Raw genomic sequence first — 20,131 nt, forward strand, 5'->3', positions numbered from 1 at the left:
GGCGCCGAGAGCGAGCCCGAAAGGAGCAGCCCGAAGTGGCGCAGCGCGAGCGCAACCCCTTGCCCCGGCGGCTGTTGGACGCCGAGGGCACCTTCGCGCCCTCCGACGAGGATCTGCACGTCGTCCGTACCGGTGCTATGGAGCCGGCTCGTTCCGCAGGCGCGCGGCATCGTGGTGCCGTCCGAGCTGGTGGTAGGCGGCGGCGAGGTTGCCGCGGGCGCTGACGGTGTTGGGGTGGTCGGGTCCGAGGACGCGTTTTGTGTCGGCGTGCACGGCCTCCAGGAGGCTGAGCGCGTCGTGGTGGCGCCCGAGCTGGTGGTAGGTGACGGCGAGGTTGGCACGGGCGTGGAGGGTGTCGGGGTGGTCGGGCCCGAGGAGGCGTTCGGAGCCGGCGTGCACGGCTTCGAGGAGGGTGAGTGCGTCGTGGTGGCGGCCGAGCTGGTGGTAGGTGGCGGCGAGGTTGGCACGGGCGTGGAGGGTGTCGGGGTGGTCGGGCCCGAGGACGCGTTCGGAGCCGGCGTGTACGACTTCGAGGAGGGTGAGTGCGTCGTGGTGGCGCCCGAGTTCGCTGTGGGTGACGGCGAGGTTGGCGCGGGCACTGATGGTGTTGGGGTGGTCGGGTCCGAGGACGCGTTCGGAGTCGGTGAGGACGGCCTGTTGGAGGGTGAGCGCGTCGTGGTGGCGTCCGAGTCTGCCGTAGGTGACGGCGAGGTTGGCACGGGCGCCGATGGTGTTGGGGTGGTCGGGTCCGAGGATGCGTTCGCGGTCGGCGTGGACCACCTTTTGGAGGGTGAGCGCGTCGTGGTGGCGGCCGAGCTGGTGGTAGGTGGCGGCGAGGTTGGCGCGAGCGTGGAGGGTGTCGGTGTGCTCGTGCCCGAAGAGGCGTTCGAAGTCGCTGTGGACGGCTTCTTCGAGGATGAGCGCGTCGTGGGGGCGGCCTAGGTTGCGGTACGTGTCGGCGAGGTTGGCGCGAGCATGGAGGGTATCGGTGTGGTCGGGCCCGAGGAGGCCCTCGCAGTCGGTACGTACGGCTTCTTGGAGGGCGAGCGCGTCGTGGTGGCGGCCGAGATGGTGGTAGGTGACGGCGAGGTTGGCGCGGGCGCGGAGGGTTTCGGGGTGCTCGTGCCCGAAGAGGCGTTCGAAGTCGCTGTGGACGGCTTCTTGCAGGGTGAGTGCGTCGTGGTGGCGGCCGAGGCTGCTGTGGGTCGCGGCGAGGTTCGCGCGGGCGACGATGGTGGCGGGGTGGTCCGGCCCGAGTGTGCGCAGGGCCCTCTCCGTGATCGAGGCCCAGTAGCTGTGCGCGTCATGGTGCAGGCCGCTGGCTCTGAGGCTGAGCCCGTTGAGGACGATCACCGAGTGGACGCCGTCCCGCCAGAGCTGTTCTTCCGCGTGTTGGCGCAGCATGGTGGCGTTGGCCCGCAGTGCTTGTGCGAGCTCCCGCGGTAGATCGGTGGGTGGCCAGATCGCCTCGAGTGCGTCGGCGACAGTTGCAGCGAGACCAGGTTGCCGGCTGGTGGGGGTGGTTTCGCGGATGGCACGGGCGGTGAGGGCGTGCATGCGGATCTGACGGTGCGGGGTGTGCGGGTCGGTAGTGATCAGTGCGTACCGGCGTAGGACTCGCAGCGCGTGCACCACCTCGCCCGTGGTGACAACGGGCTCGGCGCCCTCATCCCGGGCCGTGGTGAGGAACGCGGCGACGGATGCGGTGGTCCAGAGAGCTTCGGGGTGGCCGTCCGGGTCGAGGAGCGCGAGCAGCCGGACGAGGGGTGTGATGACGCCTTCGGGGCCGGCCTGTCCGGCTGCGTCCAGGGAGAGGAGCAGGGCGGCGGTGACCTGCCGTTGATAGCCCTCGGTGTCCGCCCACTCCGGGAGGACGTCCTCCAGCCGTAGCGCCTGGTCCTCGAGCCGCTCCAGGTACTGCGCGCAGGTGAGTTCCTCGGCGAGGAGGTACGCGGCCGCGTGGCCCAGCGCGAGCGGGAGGTGGCCGAGCACGCGGGCGACCTCGCCTTCCCGCCCGTCCAGAAGGTGTCCTCCACCGTCACCGGTGACCCGCTCCTGCAGGTAGTCGACGGCTTCCCGGGGGGTGTAGACGTCGATCTCGATGCGGGTGCGGCCGCCCCCGGTCAGGCGCGGGTCGTGCAGCCGGGTCGTGGCCAGCGTCCATCCGATGCCGGGCCGGGCCGGCGGCCACCACGGGCCGACGACGACCGGGTCGGTGACGTCGTCCAGCACCACGAGCCAGGACCGCTCGGTGGTGGCCAGCCACTCCAGGAACGCCCGCGCGTCCTGCTCGGGATCCTCCCCGCTCGCCCCGAGCGCCCCGACCCGCAGGGCGGCCTGCGCGTAGAGGGTGATGACCTGCGCGCTCCCGCCGGCCGGGACCCACACCACCAGCCGGTTCCCCTCGGCCACGGCCTGGTGGGCGCACTGCGCGGCGAGCTGGGACTTGCCGACCCCGCCCATCCCCGACAGCACTCCTGCCGACGCCCTTCTGGCCTGCGTCAGCACCACGGAGCCTCCCGCGCGGGCCGCGTCGATGCGCTCGCGGAGTTCCTCGCGCGGCTGGAACGCCGATGCCGCCAGCGGCGGCGCCCCCACCAACAGAGCGGGCCGGCCCACCACTTGACCCTCGTCACCCGCCGAGGCCCTGCCCGCCGAGGCCGCAACGACCGGACCCGGCCTGCCGGACCCGCGCTCCTGGGCTTCCTCCGCCTGCCGCCGCAGCTCCAGCAGCCCCTTCTCATCGAGCCGTAGCACCCGCGCCATCGCGGCCACGGTCCGCGCGCTCGGAACGGTCGGCTTGTTCAGGGCATTGCTCACCCCCGTACGCCCCACCTTGGCCTGCCCCGCCAGCCAGGTGACCGTCTGGTCCCTCGACGCCAACGCGTCCGCGAACCGCGCCTGCAACCGGGACAGGGCCTCACCACGCCCGTCGGCGGCAGGTTGTTCCTCATCTGCGGTGCTCATGGTTCCCCCGGCCGGTGTGCGCGCCACTGTTCAGCATTGTTCATCTTCGCCCGGCCGAACCCCGTCGCACACCCGATTCGAGACGGTCGATCCATCAACCGATCCGCATCTCCGGGGAGTTCGACATGTCCGCTCTGACCGTGGCGCTGTTCACCGTCTGCCTGATCCTGATCACCGCCCTCATCGTCGCCGCGGCGGCCGGGAAACTCGCCCGCCTCGACGGCGCCACCTACCCCGCGGCCTGCCTGCGCGCCGCCGCCGCGTTCGCGGCGTTCTTGACCCTGGCCGCCGCCATCACCGCCGCCCTCGCCGCGGTCCTGACGTGACGGCAGTGGCCCCGGTCAGGACTATCGGGCTGGACGAGATCTTGGCTGCTGGGCGGGGCCGGCCCGCCCGCAGCGTGCGCGTCGACTCGTCGGTCTCCACCAAGCCGGAGTCGACCGCGGCACCCTTCCGCCACAGCCCCCGCTCCCGTTCCTGCCGCTGTGGGCGAGCGTGAGCTTCGTCGACGAGGTCAGCGAGACAGTCAGCCGATGCCTTCGACGCCTTCGAGACCTTCGATGATGCGGAAGTCGCGCTCGGCGCCGTCGGCGAGGACCACCAGCGCCTTCTGGTACGCCTCGCTCTCGTATGCCGCGACGGCCTGTTCGAAGCTGTCGAACTCGATCAGGATGACGCGTTGCGTGTTTCCGGCTTCGTGGGCGACGACTCGACCGGCACGGGACAGGAGCCGCCCGCCCCCGGCACGGACGGCCGGACCGGCCAGCTCGTCGTAGGCAGTCAGCCTCTCAGGGTCGGAAATCGCACGGTAGACACTGACCCAGTAGCCCTTGGCCATGGAAACCTCCTGTGTTCGGCCGGACATGTCCGACTCCGAATCGACGCTCGGATTGCTCGATCCCGGCGACGTCTTCCTTAGTACCCCGGGAGAGAGATGCATAAAAAATCAATATAAATATTGTATGCTTCGCGCATGAGCCGTCAAGACCCCATTCGTGGCGCATCCACCGCGATCGGGTCGGCCCTCTACGGGCTGGCCACCAGGGCTGTGAGACGCCTTCCGCGCGATATGAGCGTCACGTCCGCCGCCACCTTGGCCACCCTGCACAGGACCGGCCCGCGACGCATCACCGATCTGGCCGTGATCGAGGGCGTCACCCAGCCCGCGATGACCGTGCTGGTCCGGGTGATGGAGGAGTCCGGACTGGTCGAGCGGAGGGGCGACGCGTCCGACAAGCGGGTCACGCTGGTGTGTCTGACCGAGGCCGGCGCGGCGTACGTCCGGACGCGGCGCCAGGCCGGCGTCGATGCGCTCGCGCGGTTGATCGACGAACTCGCCGACGACGAGGTCGAGGCCCTGGCGGCGGCGCTTCCGGCGCTGGCGCACCTGGCAGAGCTCGAAAGCCGGGACCGCGAAGGGCCGAAGCGGTGACGGGGCGCACTCCGGGGGACACTCCGGAGGGCGCCCCGGAGCGCGCCCCGGAGCGCTCCGACACGCGGCTGCTGGCCCCCGCCCTGCTGTTCATCGCCCTGGTCGTGGCGGCGGTCGCCAGCCTCGGGACGCCGCTGATCACCAGTGTGGCGACCACGTTCCACGTCTCGCTCGACAGCGCGCAGTGGACGCTCACCGTCGCCCTGCTGAGCGGCGCCGTCGCGACGCCCGTCCTCGGCCGGCTCGGAGCCGGCCCGCACCGACGGGCCACGATCCTCACCACGCTGGCGATCGTCGTCGTCGGCAGCGCGCTGACCGTGCTGCCACTGCCGTTCGCGGGGCTGCTCATCGGCAGGGCGGCCCAAGGAGTCGGGCTCGGCCTCACGGCTCTGATGATGGGCGTGGCCCGGGACCATCTTCCCGAGGAGCGCGGCACGGCGACGATCGCCCTGATCTCGGTGGTCTCGATCATCGGCGCGGGCGTCGGCTACCCGCTGACCGCACTGCTCGCCGAGATCGGGGGCGTACGGGCCGCCTACGGCTTCGGTCTGTTCGTCACCGCCGTCGCCTTCCTGACCGCGTGGCGCTCCATCCCCGCGGCTCCCGAAGGCCGCTCCGCCCACGTGAACGTGCCGGGCGCGCTCGTCCTCGCGGGCGGACTGTTCCTCGTCCTGTTCCTGGCCGGCCAGCGGAACCTGTGGAGCCGGCACCTCACCGTGGCGGTGATCCTCGCCGCCGCCGCCGTGCTCCTGCTCTGCGTCTGGACCGCCTCCGAGCTGCGCAGCAAGACCCCCCTGGTCGATGTCCGAGCGGTACGGCACCCGGCGGTCGCCAGCGCGAACATCGCCATGTTCGTCGGCGGGATCGGCATGTACCTCCTGCTCACGCTCATCACGCGGTACGCGCAGACGCCGCACAGCGCCGGCTACGGCTTCGGGTTGACCACCTTCGTCGCCGGGCTGGTCCTCGTCCCGTTCTCGGTGCTGGGGTTCGTCGCCGGCAAACTCGCGCCCCGGGTGCGGACGCTGATCGACGCACCCGCACTCCTGGCCGGCAGCGCCGTCATCGTCGGTGGCGGGTTCCTCCTCTTCGCCACGGCCCGGTCGAACCTGGCCGAACTGCTCGTCGCGATGGGTGTGCTGGGCTTCGGCGTCGGCAGCTTCTCAGCCGCCATGCCCAGCGTCATCCTGGCCGTCACGCCCAAGAGCGAGACATCGAGCGCGATGAGCTTCAACTACGTCGTCCGCAGCGTCGGGTACTCCCTGGGCAGCGCGACAGGCGGCCTGGTCCTGGCCACCGGCACCCACACCGGTCATCTCTTCCCGGACGACCACGCCTACACCACCGCGGCGCTGGTCGGCATCGCCGCGATGACGGTCACCGCCCTGACCGCGACCGCTCTCGCCCGCCGACGCCCGCCCGGGACCGACCCCACCGCGGCCACGACCGGCGCGCCGAGCCAGGGCCGATCGAGCCGATGACCGGCCGGTCGGGCTCGGTGAAGGCGTAGGCGCGTAGGGCGGTGCTCATGGCCGGGTGTCCTCTCGGGTCGGTCGGCCAGTAGGTGCTCGGCCGGGGGGCGTACGTCCTGATGGAAGCCGTAGTCCACATAGTGGGACTGGTCTGGACCGCACCCTCTGCGGTGGACTTGGGGGGCCCGCTTCCGCCTGTTGGAATGATCAAGCGAGATGCGCCCAGCAAGCGAAACGGGAGTACCCCTTTGAAAGCCCCAGCACTGAGCGCGGGCGAGAAGCCGTCCGGAGGGGCCGGGCCGACCCGGTTCGCCGCCGTCGTGGCGGCGGTGGACACCGCGGCTCTCGGTACCCTGCTCGAACTGCGGCGCCAGGAACTGGCGTCACGGTCCGACGACGTGTTCGAGCGCCCTTCGGCGGTCGCCGAGGTCTACGCCCGGTGGTTCGACGCCCACGGCGTGACCTGCCCGCTGCCCGGCCAGATCGCCACGGCGCGCCGCAAGGGACTGCCCGTGATCGGGCCGGCCGTCGATGCCCTGCTGTACGCCGAGCTGACCAGCGGCGTACTGATGGGCGTCCAGGACGCCGACGCCATCGAAGGCGACCTGCACTTCGACTGGGCGGTGCAGGGCGAGACCTTCGCCGGCTTCCGCTCCACCATCACCTGTGCCCAGGACGAGCCCGTCGTCCGGGACGGGGCCGCGATCGTCGCCTCCGTCCTCCAGGGTCCCGACCGCCGGACCAGCGTCACCAAGGACTCCCGGCACCTGGTCTTCACCGTGTACGACGCACCCGGACTGGATGCCGAGGACTTCGACGGCGCCGTACGGCTGCTGCGCGATCTCCTCTTGGACGCCGGTGCCGCCCCCGACGTGCTGGAGGTGAGACTGTGACCGGCGCGCCCGGATTCTCGGCCGCCGGTTACGCGGAACTCGCGCAGGAACCCCTGCCCAGTCGGCACCAGCGGCGCATCCTGATCTGCGTCGGCGAGCCGGAGGCGGGCGGGCATCCGGACGTGTACGCCGCCGCGGCCCGCTGGCAGCGCCAGTACGTCGGCGGGGTCTACGTCCGCGTCCCGGGCGGCCCCGAGCAACAGCGGTCCGTCGTGGCCCGGTTCACCGCCGCGGGGTGCACCCTGCAGGCCATCCACTTCTACCGGCCCGCGGATGTCGGGGCACTGGCGTCGCTGGCCCGTCAGCTCGACGCCGTAGCCGCCGCGTACCCGTCGGCATTCCCGTCGACGCAAGGCGAGTTCGACCCCGTGCGGGTCGCCGAGCTGCTGATGGTGGGCGCGACCGACGTCGTCGGCCCCTACCCGCAGCGGCACATGGCCGCCGCGCGGGCCGCGGCCTCGTTCGTCAACGACCGGCTCGGCGAGGCCTGGCTGGCACTGCCCATGGTGACGCGGGCCGAGGGGACGTCGTGTGCGGCCGGGGGACCGCACGCGCAAGGGAGTCGCCAAGGCAGTCACCAGGGGAGCCGTCCGGGCTGTACCCCGGACGAGCTGGAAGACCACTTCGCCGACACGGCGAGGGCACTGGCGGCCGAGACCGAGAGCCGCCTGGAGGTCCTGGACCGGCTCCCGACGTGCGGAGACAGCGTTCCGTGCTCGGCGGCGGCCCTCTCCGAGTGACCCGCGGGACCACGACCCCGCGGGACCACGACCCCGCGGGACCACGACCCCGCGGCCCTGCGACCCCGCGGGTCCGCGGCCCCGCGACTCCGCCGCACCATGCAACTCATCAGCGCCACCAGCATCTGGGGGGAACTGCGCGATGCGCACCACCGCTACTCTGCGCGCCGTACTCGATTTCGACCTGACCGACTACATCGGCAACGCCCGCGCCGTGGGGCGTGATCTGCTCGACCCCGCGTTGCGCGCCTGGATGGCCGAGGCGTACGAGGACGTGGCCGTCCTCCTCGCCCTCGACCGGGACCGGCTCAGCCGCAGCGAATACACGATGCTCCGCTTCGCCGAACTCGTCTTCCAGGCCGAGTGGAAGCTGGCCCTCCCCGAGGGCGAGGCGCCCCAGGAGGTCGCCTCGCGCGGCGGCGGCCCGCTGGACCGGCGCGGCAAGCGCTACCAGCCCTACGGCAACGTACGCCTCCTCAACCACCTGCTCGGCACCCGCAGCCACGCCCCGGACGGGGTCGTCGAGCGGGCCTGCTGGCAGACGATCCGCGCCACCGCCGAGAGCTGGCGCGCGTACGAACAGCGCACCCTCGACGGAACGGAGAAGTGGGCACAGGACGCCCTGCCCTCCGACGCGCAGCTGACCGAGCGCATCGCACGGCTCGGGTCGCTGGTCTCCCTGACCAACGGCCGCGCGCCCGCGCTGCGGGCCGCCGCGCCCGAACCGCCGCGCCACTGGCGGGACTACGCGCTCACGCCGCACGGCCCCGCCAACGTCCTGGAGCACCTGGCCGTGCTGCCGCAGACCACGCAACACGACGAGATCACCTTCCTACGGGTGATCCACCTCGTCGAGGCCACCACGTGGGGGGTGCTCGCCCGGGTGATGTCCGCCGCGGAGTGGCTGCGCGGCGGGCGGTGGGAGTACGCCGCCGAGTGCCTGGCGCGCGCGGCGGACCTGGCCGCGGCGCAGACCGAGGCCCTGCTTGTCATGCGCAGGACGATGCCGGTGGAGCACTTCCAGGGTTTCCGAGAGGCGACGGGCGACGCCAGCGCCGTCCAGGCCTTCCCCACCCAACTGCTGCACATCCACCTGCTCGGGGTCCACCCGGAGAAGACCGAAGCGCTCGCCGAGGCCACGGAGAACGCCTACGTCCTGATGCACCAGAACCCGGACTTCGAACCACTGCGGGAGCTGCTGCGGTGGGTACCGGAGCACGAGGCGGGGCGGCGGGTGCTGGACGCCGCCCACCGCCTCGACCAGGAGCTGTTCGCCTGGCGGAAGATCCACTACGGGGTCGCGATGCGCTACCTGCCCACGGAGACCACGGGTTCGGGCGGCACCTCGGGAGCCCCGTACCTGCGGAGCTTCTACCAGGACCGGCTGTTCGACGCGGACCGGTCGCTGCTTCCGCAGCACCGCTTCGGACCGAGCACCGTCCTCAGCCCCTGGATCCGGTCCCGTCCGGCGCTCTCCCCCTTCAACTGACGGGGGCCATCAGCGTCGGGCGCGTCCCATCGGACTGTTGCGTGTACACCTCCCCGATGCGCCGGACCGCCTCGGAGATGCCCGACCGGCCCAGGGCCGTGTACCCCAGTACCAGCCCGGGCCGGGCCGTCGCCGGATCGTCGTAATACGCCCCGCTGCCCTTGACCAGGACGGACTGCCGGAGCGCCTCGGCGACCAGGCCCGCCTCGTCGGTCCTGGGCGGCAGCGCGGCGACGACGTGCAGTCCGGCGACGGGGCCGATCAGCGTCGCTGCCGGCAGGTACCGCTCCACGGCCTGCGTCAGCATGCCGTGCTGCGCGCGGTAGCGCGTACGCATCTTGCGCAGGTGCCCGTCGAGCAGGCCGCTGCGCAGGAAGTCCGCGAACGCCAGCTGCATGAGGCCGTCGCCGCCCAGGTCCCGCCTGACCCGGACCGTCTCCATCATCGAGGTCAGCGCCGGTGGCAGTACCAGCCAGCCCAACCGCAGCCCGGGAGCGAGGAGTTTGCTCGCCGTGCCGGCATAGATGACCCGCTCGGGGTCGGCCGGCTGGAGCGCCAGGTGACGGCCGCGGTGCTCCAACCACAGCCCGCCGTCGTAGTCGTCCTCGATGATCCAGCCGCCGGTGTCCCGCGCCCACCGCACCAGCTCCTGCCGGCGGTTGGCCGACATGGGCACGCCGAGCGGGAACTGGTGCGAGGGCGTGACCAGGACGGCCCGCACCCGGCTGGCGTAGAGCTGCTCGATCTCCACCCCCTCCGGCCCCACCGGCACGGCCAGCGTCCGGATCCCGTTCTCCTCGACGAACTGGCGCTGCCGGTCATGGCTCGGGTCCTCGACCGCCAGCCTGTCTATGCCCAGCTCGCTCAGGGCCGCGCAGATCAGGCCCAGTGCGTGGGCGAACCCGCCCGTCACCATGGTGTTGTCCGGGTGCCCCAGCACACCGCGGACCCTGCCGAGATACGCGACCAGCTCCGTACGAAGCGGTTCGACGCCGAGCAGCGGCGGATAGCCGAGTCCCTGGTAGCGGGCGGTGGTCACGGCCCGCTGGTAGGAAGCCATCCATTCGCGATGCGGGAAGGTGGCCGGATTGGGCGTGCCCGGCAGCAGGTTGAACCGCGCCGACGGGATCGCCCGGTCGACCAGCACCACGGGCTTCCTGATCCGGGTATCGGCGTGGGCCGCCACCCGAGTACCGGAGCCGCGGACCGACTCCAGCAGGCCCTCCCCTGTGAGCTTTTCGTACACCTCGACCACGACACTGCGCGATACGTCCAGGTCCTGGGCGAGCTGGCGGCTGGAAGGGAGCCTGGAGCGGGGCGCCAGCCGACCCTGCTCCACCTGTCTGCGCAGTTGGTCGGCGATCTGGGAGCCGAGTGGCTCCGGGCTGTCGCGTTGTACCTCCAGTATGACGTGCCACGTCATGTTGTCCCCCCAAAATTACTGTTTGTAGCGGTCATGGCGAATTTACAGCCGGATCCGGATTGGTCCGGTGGCGAGCCGGTCAAATGGCCTGGCGTGCAACGTGCCTGATCAGCAGACTGACCAGCCGATACACCCCGCCGAAAGGTCCACGTGCCATGCCCTCCCCCTCCCCCTCCCCGTCCCCGCTGCTGGTCCTGATCAGCCCCATGGACCAGGAGACCCGTGGTCACCTCCTGGAGTCGGTGGCACGTGACCACCGGATCTGGCTCCTCTCCGACCGCGAGGTCGGCTGGGAGGCGCCGTTCATCACCGGGCACACGCGCGTCGACACCCTGGACGCCGACGGCATGATCGAGGCGGCCCGGACCGTGGCCCCGGACGCGATCCTGTGCTGGGACGAGACCCGCATCCTTCCGGCGGCCAAGGTGGCCGCCGCGCTGGGGCTCCCGGGGCTGAGCCCGCAAGCCGTACTGACCTGCCGCGACAAGCACCTGACCCGCCTCGCGGTGGCCGGGGCCGACGGCCCGCAGGCCCGCTCCACCCCCGTGTCCACCCTCGCCGAGGCGTACGGGGCGGCCGCGGAGACGGGCTACCCGGTCGTGGTCAAGCCCCGGGCACTCGTGGGCAGTACGGGTACGCGCATGGCCCGCACCCCCGAGGAGCTGGCCGCGGTCTTCCCCGCCATCCGAGGGACGACCATGGTCGAGGTGCGCGAGCGCTTCGAGCAGCCCGTGCTCATCGAGGAGTACCTGGACGGCCCGGAGATCAGCGTCGACGCCCTGATCTGGGACGGTGAGGTGACCCCGCTCTTCGTCGCCCGCAAGGAACTGAGCCCGCCGCCCAACTTCGAGGAGGTGGGTCACTGCGTCGACGCCGCCGACCCGCTGCTGGCCGACCAGGAGCTGCTGCGCGCCCTGACCACGGTGCATGCCGCCGTCGGCATCACCCGCGGCTGGACCCACTCGGAGTGGCGCCTGACCGCGCGCGGCCCCGCCCTGGTGGAGGTCAACGCCCGCAGCGGCGGCGACTTCATCTCCTACCTCGGGCTGCTGGCCACGGGCTGGGACGCGGGCCTGGCAGCCGCCCGTCTCTCGCTCGGACAGCGCCCCGAGCAGGGCTCCGCGCGCAGCGGCGCCGCCGCCGTGCGCTTCCTCTACCCCGAGGTGGAGACCGTCGTCGGCCGCGTCACCATCGACCGCGACCGGCTGCCCGCGGGCATCGAGATCGCCCGCGTGGTCGCACAGCCCGGCCACGTCCTGGAACTCCCGCCCGCCTCGCACACCGGCCGGTACGCCATGCTCGTGGCCTGCGCCGACACCGCCGAGGGCTGCCTGGAGACCCTCGACGCCGCCGAGGACGCGGTGCTCCTCGAAGCGGCCGAGCCGGTCCCGGCCCCGCGATGAGCGTCGAGGGGGCGACCCGTACGGGCGATCCCGAGGCGGCCGGCGTCGTACTCACCTGGCGCGAGGCGCCCCTGCCGGTGAAGGCGGCGATCGCCGGCATCATGGTGAACCGGCTCGGTGGCTTCCTCCAGGTGTTCCTGGTGCTCTACCTGGTCGCCGGTGGATTCCCCGAGGTGCGGGCCGGGTTCGCGCTCGCCGCACACGGCGCGGGCGCGGTGGCGGGAATCCTCCTCGGCGGCTGGCTGGTCGGCCGGATCGGCGTCCGGGCCTCGATCGTCTCCTCGATGACGGCCAACGCGGCGCTCACGGCAGCCTTCCTGTACGCCGGGTCGTACCCGGCGATGCTGCTGCTCGCCGCGGGCACCGGCGCGGCGAGCCAGGTCTACCGGCCGGCCTCGGCGGAGCTGGTCAGCCGATTCACCAGCGAGGAGCGCCGCGTCATGGTCTTCGCCATGTACCGCCTCGCCACCAACATCGGGACCACCGCGGCGCCGCTCATCGGCGCCGCCCTGGTCGCCCACTCGTACACCCTGCTGTTCTGGGCGGAGGCTGCCGCCGCCCTGGGCGTCGCCGTACTGGGCGCCCGGCTCCTGCCGCGCGACCGGCCCCGGCCCGCAGCCGCCGGCCCGGCCGGGGCGAAGTCCGCCCCGGAGCCCCAGGCGCACGCGGGGCCGGGCGGCTACCGGGCAGTGCTGGGCGACCGGAGCTTCGTACTGTTCCTGCTCGCCATCCTCGGCTTCTCCGCGGTCTACACCCAGTACCTGTCGACGCTCCCGCTCGCGGTGCGGGAGCGCGGACTCGACATCTTCGTCTACGGCGTCCTCGTCGCCGTCAACGGCCTGATCGTCATCCTGTGCGAGCTGGTGGTGACCCGGAAGGTGCAGCACTGGCCCGCCAGGATCGCCACCATCACCGGAATCCTCGCCGTCGGCGGCGGCCTCGCCGCGTACGCGCTGCCGTGGGGCGTCGCCGGTCTCGTGGCCGCCACGGTGGTGTGGTCGGTCGGCGAGATCATCGGCTCCCCGACCATGACCGCCTACCCCGCGCTCGCCGCGGCGCCCGAGAACCGGAGCCGGTACCTCGGCGCCTCCCAGGCGATGTTCGGAGTCGGCTCCGCCGTGGGACCCGCGGCGGGCGTCGCCGCGTGGGCCCTGATGGGCGACACCGTATGGCTCGCGTGCGGGGCCGTCGCCGCCCTCGCCGCGCTCGCCGCCTTCGTCGGCATGCCGGCCTCCCCGAAGCGAAGCGGGCGGTAGCGCCCTCACCCCCGCGCCTCGGCAGCAGCCGGCCGGTCCCAGCCGCGGCCTCTCCCGCCGCCGCGGCTGACCGCGTGTGAGGGGCTGACGAGTGCGCGCAGGCCGGTAGAGGGCTCACGGGGTCTGCGCGGCCGGACCGCAGGAGCCAGACCCTCCGGTGCCCCTCCACGGCAGGGAGAGGCTGCGCGCTGCGCATCGACTCATACTCGGAGCCATGAACGGGACATCACAGCTGGGGGACTTCCTGCGGACGCGGCGCTCCCAGCTGCGCCCCGGCGAGGTCGGGGTAGCGACCTACGGGGAACGGCGGCGCGTGCCGGGGCTGCGGCGCGAGGAGCTGGCGCTGCTGGCGGGGGTGAGCGCCTCCTATTACGCCCGACTGGAACAGGGGCACTCACTGAACGCCTCGCCGGAGGTGCTGGAGGCGATCGCCCGGGCACTGCGGCTGGATGACGCCGAGCGCCTGCACCTGCACGACCTGGCCCGGCCGACCACCTCCCGAAGCCGGCGCAGCCCAGCCCCGGAGCGCGTGACGGAGCCGACCGCCCAGCTGCTGGACGCCCTCGCGGGCGTCCCCGCGATCGTGCTCGGCCGCCGTAGCGACGTCCTGGCGTGGAACCGGCTGGGCCACGCGCTGTTCGCCGGACACCTCGACCCCGCCGCACCGGACGAGCCGGCGGAACGCCCCAACATGGCCAGGCTGGTATTCCTCGACGCCCATACCCGTGACCTGTATGCGGACTGGCCGAGCAAGGCCAGGGCGGTGGTCGGGAACCTGCGCCTGGTGGCGGGCCGACATCCGCACGACACCGCACTGCACACCCTGCTGGGTGAGCTCAGCGCGAAGAGTGAGGACTTCGCCTCGATGTGGGCCGACCACCGGGTCAAGACCTGTACGGTCGCCGACTACGAGATGTGCCATCCACTGGTCGGTTCACTGACGGCCACTCAGCAGACCCTGAGTCAGGGGCCGGGCCCCAGCGTCGTGGTGGCCACCACGACGGCCGGTTCCTCCTCGCGGGCCGCGCTGGACCTCCTCGCCCAGGCCATCACCCGCTCCGCCCCGGCCCCCTCGGACAGCCGGTTCAGCGCCGGCTGACCCACCCCACCCATCCCGGCCCGCCCTCCATCCCCTCTTGCGTCGGCGTGTCGCTGCCGCATGCCCGAGAACAGTGAAGGAAGGAACCCCCGTGTTCACCAAAATCTCCAAGGCCGCCGTGACGGCCGCCGTCGCTACCGTCGCCTCGTTCGCGCTGGCCGCTCCGGCCCCGGCCTCAGCCGCCTCCGCCCCGCTCGGCCACGTCCGCACCGTCGTGCACTTCGACCTGGCCAGGGGCCAGACACCGGAGAACCTGGCCCTGGCCCCCGACGGCACCGCGTACGTCACCTTCGCCAAGGCCCGCCAAATCGCCGCGGTCTCCCGCAACGGTGCCGTACGGATCCTGGCCACCCTGCCCGCGCCCGCCGACGGCGGCGTCCACACCCCGGCACTGGGCTTCCCCCTCACCACCGGCATCGTCCGCGCCCACGACGGCACCTTGTACTTCCTCTACGCCACCGGCACCGACGACCTGACCGGCGTGTGGCGCCTGCGCCCGGGCGGCCGACCGCAGCGCATCGCCGCGCTGCCCGCAGCCGGGCTGCCCAACGGCCTGGCTCTGGACGCCCCCAGCCGCACCCTGTACGTCACCGACTCCGCCCTCGGCACCATCTGGCGCGTGCCGGCGGGCGGCGGCGCCGCGACCGCCTGGTCCACCGACCCGGCCCTGGCGCCGGCCGGCTTTCTCGGCGCCAACGGCCTGAAGCTCCACAACGGGGCGGTGTGGGCCACCAACCTCGACAAGGGCACCATCGTCCGCATCCCGATCCGCGCCGACGGCCGCCCCGGCATCGCCCGGATCACCGCTACGGGCCTGGCCGGCATCGACGACTTCGCCTTCACCGGCCGCGGCGACCAGATCATCGCCGCCCTCAACACCGTCAACGAGGTCGCCCTCGTCCAGCACGACGGCACCCACACCACCGTCCTGACCGCCGCCGACGGCCTCCAAGGACCGACCTCCATCGCGCTGTACGGCCACACCGCCTACGTCCCGAGCGCCGCCTACCTGACCGCCAAGGACCCCAACCTCCTCCTCACCCACCTGAGGGACTGAGCCTCCGCCTCCCTCGGCCGGCGCGCGCGGAACCAGCGCTCAGCTGCGTCCCCATGCTTCGATGTACAAGCCGTCGGGCAGCGACTCGTCGTCCGGGTGAGCGAGAGCCCCCATCAGCGCGGGGAACCGAGGACTTCACGGGAGTCACCTTCCTCCGAGGTGGGGCACGGTGTCGACGCCCTTCCCGGTGTCACTGCCAGGCATCCAACGGGACGGTCGCGCGGTACGAGGCACGACCCGAACGCCTTGGCTTCGATCGGGTCGAGAGAGCGGGTCGGGCCCGGAAGTACAAGATCCGTAGGCCCTACCGATTCCGTCCCGGGGTGCGGTATCCCTGAAAGGCGGCCCCGATCGGGGTCAACGCCCCTTGGAAGGACATCTGCCGTGGACGGCTGGTATGTGGACGACCGTTGCTTCAACTGCGATGTCGCACGGCAGCTCGCGCCCGATCTCATCGGCGAGGCCGACGGAAGGTCCCGGATCCTGCACCCGCCACAGGACGAGGCGGAGAGGCGCCGCTTACACGCAGCCGCCTTCGCCTGCCCCACCCGCTCGATCCACCCTCCCTCGGGGCGGCTGGACCAGACGCTCGATCCCTTTCCGATGGCCTTGGACAGCGGTGTACTGCTGTGCGGGCACAACTCGCAGCACACTGCCGGGGCCAATTCCTACTTGCTCCTGCGGCCTTCGCGCACGGCCATGATGATCGACACACCGCGATGGAGTCCTGAACTCGCCGACCGTTACGCGGCATCGGGCCCGATCACCGATGTGCTCCTCACCCACCGCGACCACGCCGCACACGGCCGCCGCTACGCGAACCATTTCGGCGCCCGGCTGTGGGTCCACGAGGGCGACCTCGATGCGGCGCCGGACGCGGACCAGGTGATCCGCGGCCTCGAACCCCAGGAAATCGCAGAGGGGGTCACCGTCCACCCCCTGCCCGGCCACACGCCGGGCAGCGTCCTCTACCTCGCGGATGACCGATACTGCTTCAGCGGGGACAGCTTCTACTGGTCACGCGCCACCGGTGATCTGGAAGTCGCGGACAGCGTGACCTGGTACTCCATCCAGGAGTTGGCCACCTCACTGATCAGGACAACCGGACGGCTCCGCTTCGAATGGGTCCTGCCCGGCCACGGAGATCGCCGCCGACTGCCAGCCGACGAGATGTCCCGGCGGTTGGGGGCACTGACGGAGCGCACGCGGCTGTTGAAGCCCAGGCCGGTCGACTTCACCGCCATTCGCTGGTGAAGAACACCCCGAACCCGACCCGAGCCGCGCCTCCCGGACACCGGCCGGCACTCTGTCTGCTGCCCCGCTGTGGGTACTTCGACGGGACCTCCTCGACGGGCCATAGGAGCGACTTCTGGGCCGGATACAGCGGTGGCCCGTTCCACGGTCCCCTGGGCTCGGACCGGCGATGCGCCCTTGTACGAGGACGCGCTGGCGCACGAGGACGCGGCGAACTGCCCGGAGGACCGGGACCGGCACATCGAGACCGTCGAGGGGGCGACGATCGGGCTCCCGGCCGCGGTTGATGGAGTGCTGGGAGGAGATCTCCGCGCGTGGCGGCGTCTGGAGGGCCGGGGCCTGACCATGTGCGGCACCCGCCACGCCGACGACGTGGCCCGCGAACAGGCCGCCCGCCTCCAGGCCCGCCGTGCCGCCGCCCACGGAGGACGACCGGGAGCCGGGTCAGGCCCGGCCACGGCCTCTTCCGCCATCGCGGCTGACCGCGACGCACGCTGGCCAACCCCAAGGGGAGCCTGAGCAAGCCACCCCGCGCACTGGCTTGCCCACCCGACCGGAGGGGGCGGCGTCGTCGGTCACCGGCACTCCCGGTTCCCCGGCACGGCCGCGGCTGGACGGTGTCCTCTGACCTGAGATCTGGACCGATTCGGAGGACCTGGACGCCTGCCCCACCTGATGGTCGTACAGTCCGGCCGCTCGAATGAGTGGCCCTGGGGGCTGCGAGGATCGGCGGATGGTGCGCGTAGGTGAGTTCTTCCTCGCAAGAGACGATGAGTCCGCCCTGCGGGTGGGTCCTCGCCGTAGTTCCTGGACCGCTGTCCCGCGCCATCGGAACTGGATCGGTTGCCAGTGAGGGCGATCGGCGGTTCGTGACAGCGAAGTTGGACCGGACCGGAATGCGCTGGTCGAGGTTCCGCCTCGATGCTTAGTAGGAGTCTGTTGGGCGGTCCCCGGTGTTCGCCCGGCCCGGAGGCCCGGAATGATCAGGGTATGGACATCGCGGATCAACTGGTGAGGTCGGCGGGCAACGGCGACGAGATCGGGGTATCCCGGCTGCTGGAGCAGGGTGCCGTGGTGGATGCGCCGAACGGTGACGGGCGCACGGCGCTGGACCAGGCGGCACAAAAGGGGCATGCCGATGTCGTCCGCCGACTTGTCGCAGCGGGGGCCGATCTGGAGCAGCAGGCGGGTGAGTACCAGGAGTCGACGCCGCTGTGCCTGGCTGCGAGCCATGGGCACACGGCGGTTGTCGGAGTTCTTCTCGATGCCGGCGCCCGCACCGGAGCCCAGGGCCGGCTGGGCTACGTTCCACTGGTGCTGGCAGCCACGACCGGCGACGAGGGGCACCCGGAGACGGTAGCCCTGCTGCTGGACCGCGGGGTGGACATCAACGCGATGATGAAGGACAAGTCCGCCCTCGACTGGGTGGTCTGGTTCGGGCAGGAAGAGATGGTGCACCGCCTGCTCGGCCGTGGTGCCGTGCCCTCGGCCGAGACCCTGGCCGCCGCGCGGGAACATCTCGGATGCCATCCGGAGCGTCGGCGGAAGACCGAGCGCATCGCCGTTGCCCTCCTTGCTGTGGATGTCGCTCCCGCCACGGACCAGGAGCCCGCAACGGAAGCCGGGAATCCGGCATAGCGATCGTTCAGCCTCGCGACGGCGCTCTTCAGGGGCCCAACTCCACTGTCACCGGTCGTCCGACTTCAGCGGCAAACGATCCGGGTTCGATGGCACGGGATTAACGCTGGCCGGGCTAGGGTCGGCGGTCGGGCTCGGTAACGGCGGGGTTCGCCGCCCGGGGAGGGCCTTACCCAATGAGGTCGCCTGGTGTCCGGGGAATGCGGATTGCGGTGACACCGCGCCGCGGATCGGGGCTTCATGAAGGGCGGGACCGCTGACACCGGTCATGGGGATGCCCGGTAGGGGGAGGCTGTATGGGCGGGACCAGCATGCCGGGAGACCGTGGTCCCGGTCGGGTTGCGCCACTTGTATTGGCGCGTCGTCAGGCGGTCTCGCGACTGCTGGTGCTGGAGGCCCGGGGCGAGCTCCGCACGGAGCATGCCCGGCTGATGGCGTCCGGGGCGGGGGTGTCGTTGCGGACGGTGTGGCGGTGGCTGGCCGCAGCCCGCGAGGAGAGCCGTACGGGGGCACGGGCGCAGGAGCGGTTCACGATCACGCCGGAGGTCCATGCGCGTCTGGCGCGGTGGTGCGGGAACGCGGCAGCGGTGCACCGGGAGTTGCTGGCCGAGGCGGGCGCCGTAACGGGTTCTGAGGGGGACGTTGCGTGCGAGGTGGAGGGTGTGCCGTCGTTGGCGACGCTGCACCGGGCGGTCCGAGGGATCTGAATCCGGGGCAGAGGGCGGCGTTGTCGGGCGGAGGACGGGCGAGGCGGCGGAGTGATGTCCACCTGCGCCGGCCCCAGACGTGGCGCAACGCGTGCTGGGAGGGCGACCACAAGCACGTCCCGGCGAGGTGTTTAGCGAGGTCACATACAGCGACCCGATGCCGCCCCGCCTCGGGGCTTCTGACCGATCTGGGCCTTCGACGATGTGGGACCGCCTGCTCTACGAGTCGTTTGTCACCCTCGACTACGAGGTGTTCGGCAAGAACGTGCGTTCCGCATGCTCAACCTTTAGGGCTGTGCGAGTGGTTTGGTGGGTGGCAGTTCCATGCGGTGAATGTTGCTACCACCGGGATCAGTTGCCGCTGGACAGCGAAGTGTCGTCGGCCAGTGAAACTGAGTAGTCGTCATGCTTTGACCTGGGGTTGTGCAGGTTGGCGGCTGTTTCGGCTCACTGCGCAGTTTCAGTGAGCCGCGACACAAATCTGCGCTGGGGAAGAAGTCGCGTTTTTCTCGGGATTCTACACAGCTACACACATCTAGTCCCACATGATGCATACTGACGACTGCACTGTCCGGGTACGTTTTTCAGCTGGGGATCTGTATGAACGGGACTCCTATCAACCCCTGGACTCCTGCGCACCAGGCGGTTGAGTCGAGCGATCCTGCTGCCCTTACCCGTCTGCTTCATGAGGGAGCCGACGTCAATGAGGTCTGCTGGGGAATGACTCTCCTGATGCACGCTGTCGACCTGGAAGGGGACTCGGCAGTCCAGTCGGGCAGGCCGATCGACAGTGCACTCACCGCGGTCCTTCTTGCCTACGGAGCTGACCCGACAGTAGCTATCAACGGTGAAACGGCCCTGGACTGGGCTCACGAGTACGGGCATGAAATGGCGGTCCGCCTGCTGAGTAAGTTCACGCCACAAGGGCCGACTCCTACAGGAAGCCGCCCGCGTAGCGGGCTGTCCTGGAGGCGGAGCCGGAAGGGCTGAGGGTGGGGGAGCGAAGCGGACCCACCCAACGGGCCGAAGGCCCAGACCTCGTGAAACGAGGTCACCCCCCGCGCACAGCGCGGGAGATCGTAGGCCTGCGAAGCAGGCCTCGTCAGGGTGGAGCGCAGCGGAGCCCTGACCGGCCGAAGCGAAGCGTAGGACTTCTGGCCGAAGCGAAGCGTAGGACTTCCGGCCGAAGGCCGGCTCTGTCCTGGAGCGCAGCGCAAGGACAGCCCGCCGAAGGCGGGCCGCCGAGCGCAGCGAGGCGGTTCAGTCCCAAGCGCGCAGCGCTTGGGGACCCGCTCCGCGGG

Annotated in this window: 17 protein-coding genes; 14 read left to right on the forward strand and 3 right to left on the reverse strand. The window is 71.4% G+C overall.

Features of this window, described 5'->3' with window-relative positions; translation table 11 throughout:
• Nucleotides 1-135 precede the first annotated feature (135 nt).
• Nucleotides 136-2,967, reverse strand: coding sequence for a tetratricopeptide repeat protein (locus ACIBEA_RS41215; protein WP_399269080.1), 2,832 nt, complete (start codon nucleotides 2,965-2,967; stop codon nucleotides 136-138).
• Nucleotides 2,968-3,092: 125 nt separating this feature from the next.
• On the opposite strand from ACIBEA_RS41215, the gene ACIBEA_RS41220 reads away from it, so the two are divergent.
• Nucleotides 3,093-3,293: a hypothetical protein gene (locus ACIBEA_RS41220; RefSeq protein WP_399269082.1), complete on the forward strand. Its 201-nt coding sequence runs from the start codon at nucleotides 3,093-3,095 to the stop codon at nucleotides 3,291-3,293.
• Nucleotides 3,294-3,493: 200 nt separating this feature from the next.
• Here the strand turns inward: ACIBEA_RS41220 and ACIBEA_RS41225 are convergent, their stop codons facing one another.
• A complete protein-coding gene (locus ACIBEA_RS41225; RefSeq protein WP_399269084.1) occupies nucleotides 3,494-3,805 on the reverse strand; it encodes a DUF1330 domain-containing protein in 312 nt (103 codons plus the stop codon).
• A gap of 135 nt (nucleotides 3,806-3,940) precedes the next feature.
• On the opposite strand from ACIBEA_RS41225, the gene ACIBEA_RS41230 reads away from it, so the two are divergent.
• The 5 genes from ACIBEA_RS41230 (at nucleotide 3,941) to ACIBEA_RS41250 (ending at nucleotide 8,993) form a co-directional block, all read left to right on the forward strand.
• Nucleotides 3,941-4,399 (forward strand): MarR family winged helix-turn-helix transcriptional regulator, encoded by a 459-nt coding sequence (locus tag ACIBEA_RS41230; RefSeq protein WP_399269086.1) that lies wholly within the window; start codon nucleotides 3,941-3,943, stop codon nucleotides 4,397-4,399.
• Entirely contained in the window at nucleotides 4,396-5,880 is a 1,485-nt protein-coding gene (locus tag ACIBEA_RS41235) for an MFS transporter (RefSeq protein ID WP_399269088.1), read from the forward strand. The genes ACIBEA_RS41230 and ACIBEA_RS41235 overlap by 4 nt, the downstream gene beginning before the upstream one ends.
• 239 nt (nucleotides 5,881-6,119) lie before the next feature.
• Nucleotides 6,120-6,764 carry a phenylalanine--tRNA ligase beta subunit-related protein gene (locus tag ACIBEA_RS41240; protein ID WP_399269090.1) on the forward strand — a complete coding sequence of 215 codons (645 nt, stop codon included), beginning with the start codon at nucleotides 6,120-6,122 and terminating at the stop codon, nucleotides 6,762-6,764.
• Entirely contained in the window at nucleotides 6,761-7,504 is a 744-nt protein-coding gene (locus ACIBEA_RS41245) for a hypothetical protein (RefSeq protein WP_399269092.1), read from the forward strand. The genes ACIBEA_RS41240 and ACIBEA_RS41245 overlap by 4 nt, the downstream gene beginning before the upstream one ends.
• Before the next feature lie 142 nt (nucleotides 7,505-7,646).
• Nucleotides 7,647-8,993, forward strand: coding sequence for a hypothetical protein (locus ACIBEA_RS41250; RefSeq protein ID WP_399269094.1), 1,347 nt, complete (start codon nucleotides 7,647-7,649; stop codon nucleotides 8,991-8,993).
• Here ACIBEA_RS41250 and ACIBEA_RS41255 read toward each other — a convergent pair.
• A complete protein-coding gene (locus ACIBEA_RS41255) occupies nucleotides 8,986-10,416 on the reverse strand; it encodes a PLP-dependent aminotransferase family protein (protein WP_399269096.1) in 1,431 nt (476 codons plus the stop codon). The genes ACIBEA_RS41250 and ACIBEA_RS41255 overlap by 8 nt on opposite strands.
• Before the next feature lie 155 nt (nucleotides 10,417-10,571).
• Here ACIBEA_RS41255 and ACIBEA_RS41260 point away from each other — a divergent pair, with 155 nt between their 5' ends.
• The 8 genes from ACIBEA_RS41260 (at nucleotide 10,572) to ACIBEA_RS41295 (ending at nucleotide 18,830) form a co-directional block, all read left to right on the forward strand.
• Entirely contained in the window at nucleotides 10,572-11,819 is a 1,248-nt protein-coding gene (locus ACIBEA_RS41260; protein WP_399269098.1) for an acetyl-CoA carboxylase biotin carboxylase subunit family protein, read from the forward strand.
• Nucleotides 11,816-13,075: an MFS transporter gene (locus ACIBEA_RS41265; protein WP_399269100.1), complete on the forward strand. Its 1,260-nt coding sequence runs from the start codon at nucleotides 11,816-11,818 to the stop codon at nucleotides 13,073-13,075. The genes ACIBEA_RS41260 and ACIBEA_RS41265 overlap by 4 nt, the downstream gene beginning before the upstream one ends.
• Nucleotides 13,076-13,289: 214 nt before the next feature.
• Nucleotides 13,290-14,174 carry a helix-turn-helix domain-containing protein gene (locus ACIBEA_RS41270; protein WP_399269102.1) on the forward strand — a complete coding sequence of 295 codons (885 nt, stop codon included), beginning with the start codon at nucleotides 13,290-13,292 and terminating at the stop codon, nucleotides 14,172-14,174.
• Between the two features lie 91 nt (nucleotides 14,175-14,265).
• Entirely contained in the window at nucleotides 14,266-15,231 is a 966-nt protein-coding gene (locus ACIBEA_RS41275; protein ID WP_399269105.1) for an SMP-30/gluconolactonase/LRE family protein, read from the forward strand.
• Nucleotides 15,232-15,615: 384 nt separating this feature from the next.
• Nucleotides 15,616-16,485, forward strand: a complete 870-nt coding sequence (locus tag ACIBEA_RS41280) for a 4Fe-4S domain-containing protein (RefSeq protein ID WP_399269107.1) — start codon at nucleotides 15,616-15,618, stop codon at nucleotides 16,483-16,485.
• Between the two features lie 132 nt (nucleotides 16,486-16,617).
• A complete protein-coding gene (locus ACIBEA_RS41285) occupies nucleotides 16,618-17,004 on the forward strand; it encodes a hypothetical protein (protein ID WP_399269109.1) in 387 nt (128 codons plus the stop codon).
• A gap of 471 nt (nucleotides 17,005-17,475) precedes the next feature.
• A complete protein-coding gene (locus ACIBEA_RS41290) occupies nucleotides 17,476-18,123 on the forward strand; it encodes an ankyrin repeat domain-containing protein (protein ID WP_399269111.1) in 648 nt (215 codons plus the stop codon).
• A gap of 353 nt (nucleotides 18,124-18,476) precedes the next feature.
• A complete protein-coding gene (locus ACIBEA_RS41295; protein WP_399269113.1) occupies nucleotides 18,477-18,830 on the forward strand; it encodes a hypothetical protein in 354 nt (117 codons plus the stop codon).
• Nucleotides 18,831-20,131 lie beyond the last annotated feature (1,301 nt).

This window comes from Streptomyces sp. NPDC051555 (assembly GCF_044454405.1).
Taxonomy (GTDB): domain Bacteria; phylum Actinomycetota; class Actinomycetes; order Streptomycetales; family Streptomycetaceae; genus Streptomyces.

What these genes read in the sequence shown, in the direction of transcription:
- ACIBEA_RS41265 (WP_399269100.1), top strand. Translation starts at nt 11,816, where the DNA reads ATGAGCGTCGAGGGGGCGACCCGTACGGGCGATCCCGAGGCGGCCGGC.
- ACIBEA_RS41250 (WP_399269094.1), top strand. Translation starts at nt 7,647, where the DNA reads ATGCGCACCACCGCTACTCTGCGCGCCGTACTCGATTTCGACCTGACC.
- ACIBEA_RS41230 (WP_399269086.1), top strand. Translation starts at nt 3,941, where the DNA reads ATGAGCCGTCAAGACCCCATTCGTGGCGCATCCACCGCGATCGGGTCG.
- ACIBEA_RS41270 (WP_399269102.1), top strand. Translation starts at nt 13,290, where the DNA reads ATGAACGGGACATCACAGCTGGGGGACTTCCTGCGGACGCGGCGCTCC.
- ACIBEA_RS41290 (WP_399269111.1), top strand. Translation starts at nt 17,476, where the DNA reads ATGGACATCGCGGATCAACTGGTGAGGTCGGCGGGCAACGGCGACGAG.
- ACIBEA_RS41215 (WP_399269080.1), bottom strand. Translation starts at nt 2,967, where the DNA reads ATGAGCACCGCAGATGAGGAACAACCTGCCGCCGACGGGCGTGGTGAG.
- ACIBEA_RS41225 (WP_399269084.1), bottom strand. Translation starts at nt 3,805, where the DNA reads ATGGCCAAGGGCTACTGGGTCAGTGTCTACCGTGCGATTTCCGACCCT.
- ACIBEA_RS41220 (WP_399269082.1), top strand. Translation starts at nt 3,093, where the DNA reads ATGTCCGCTCTGACCGTGGCGCTGTTCACCGTCTGCCTGATCCTGATC.
- ACIBEA_RS41260 (WP_399269098.1), top strand. Translation starts at nt 10,572, where the DNA reads ATGCCCTCCCCCTCCCCCTCCCCGTCCCCGCTGCTGGTCCTGATCAGC.
- ACIBEA_RS41255 (WP_399269096.1), bottom strand. Translation starts at nt 10,416, where the DNA reads ATGACGTGGCACGTCATACTGGAGGTACAACGCGACAGCCCGGAGCCA.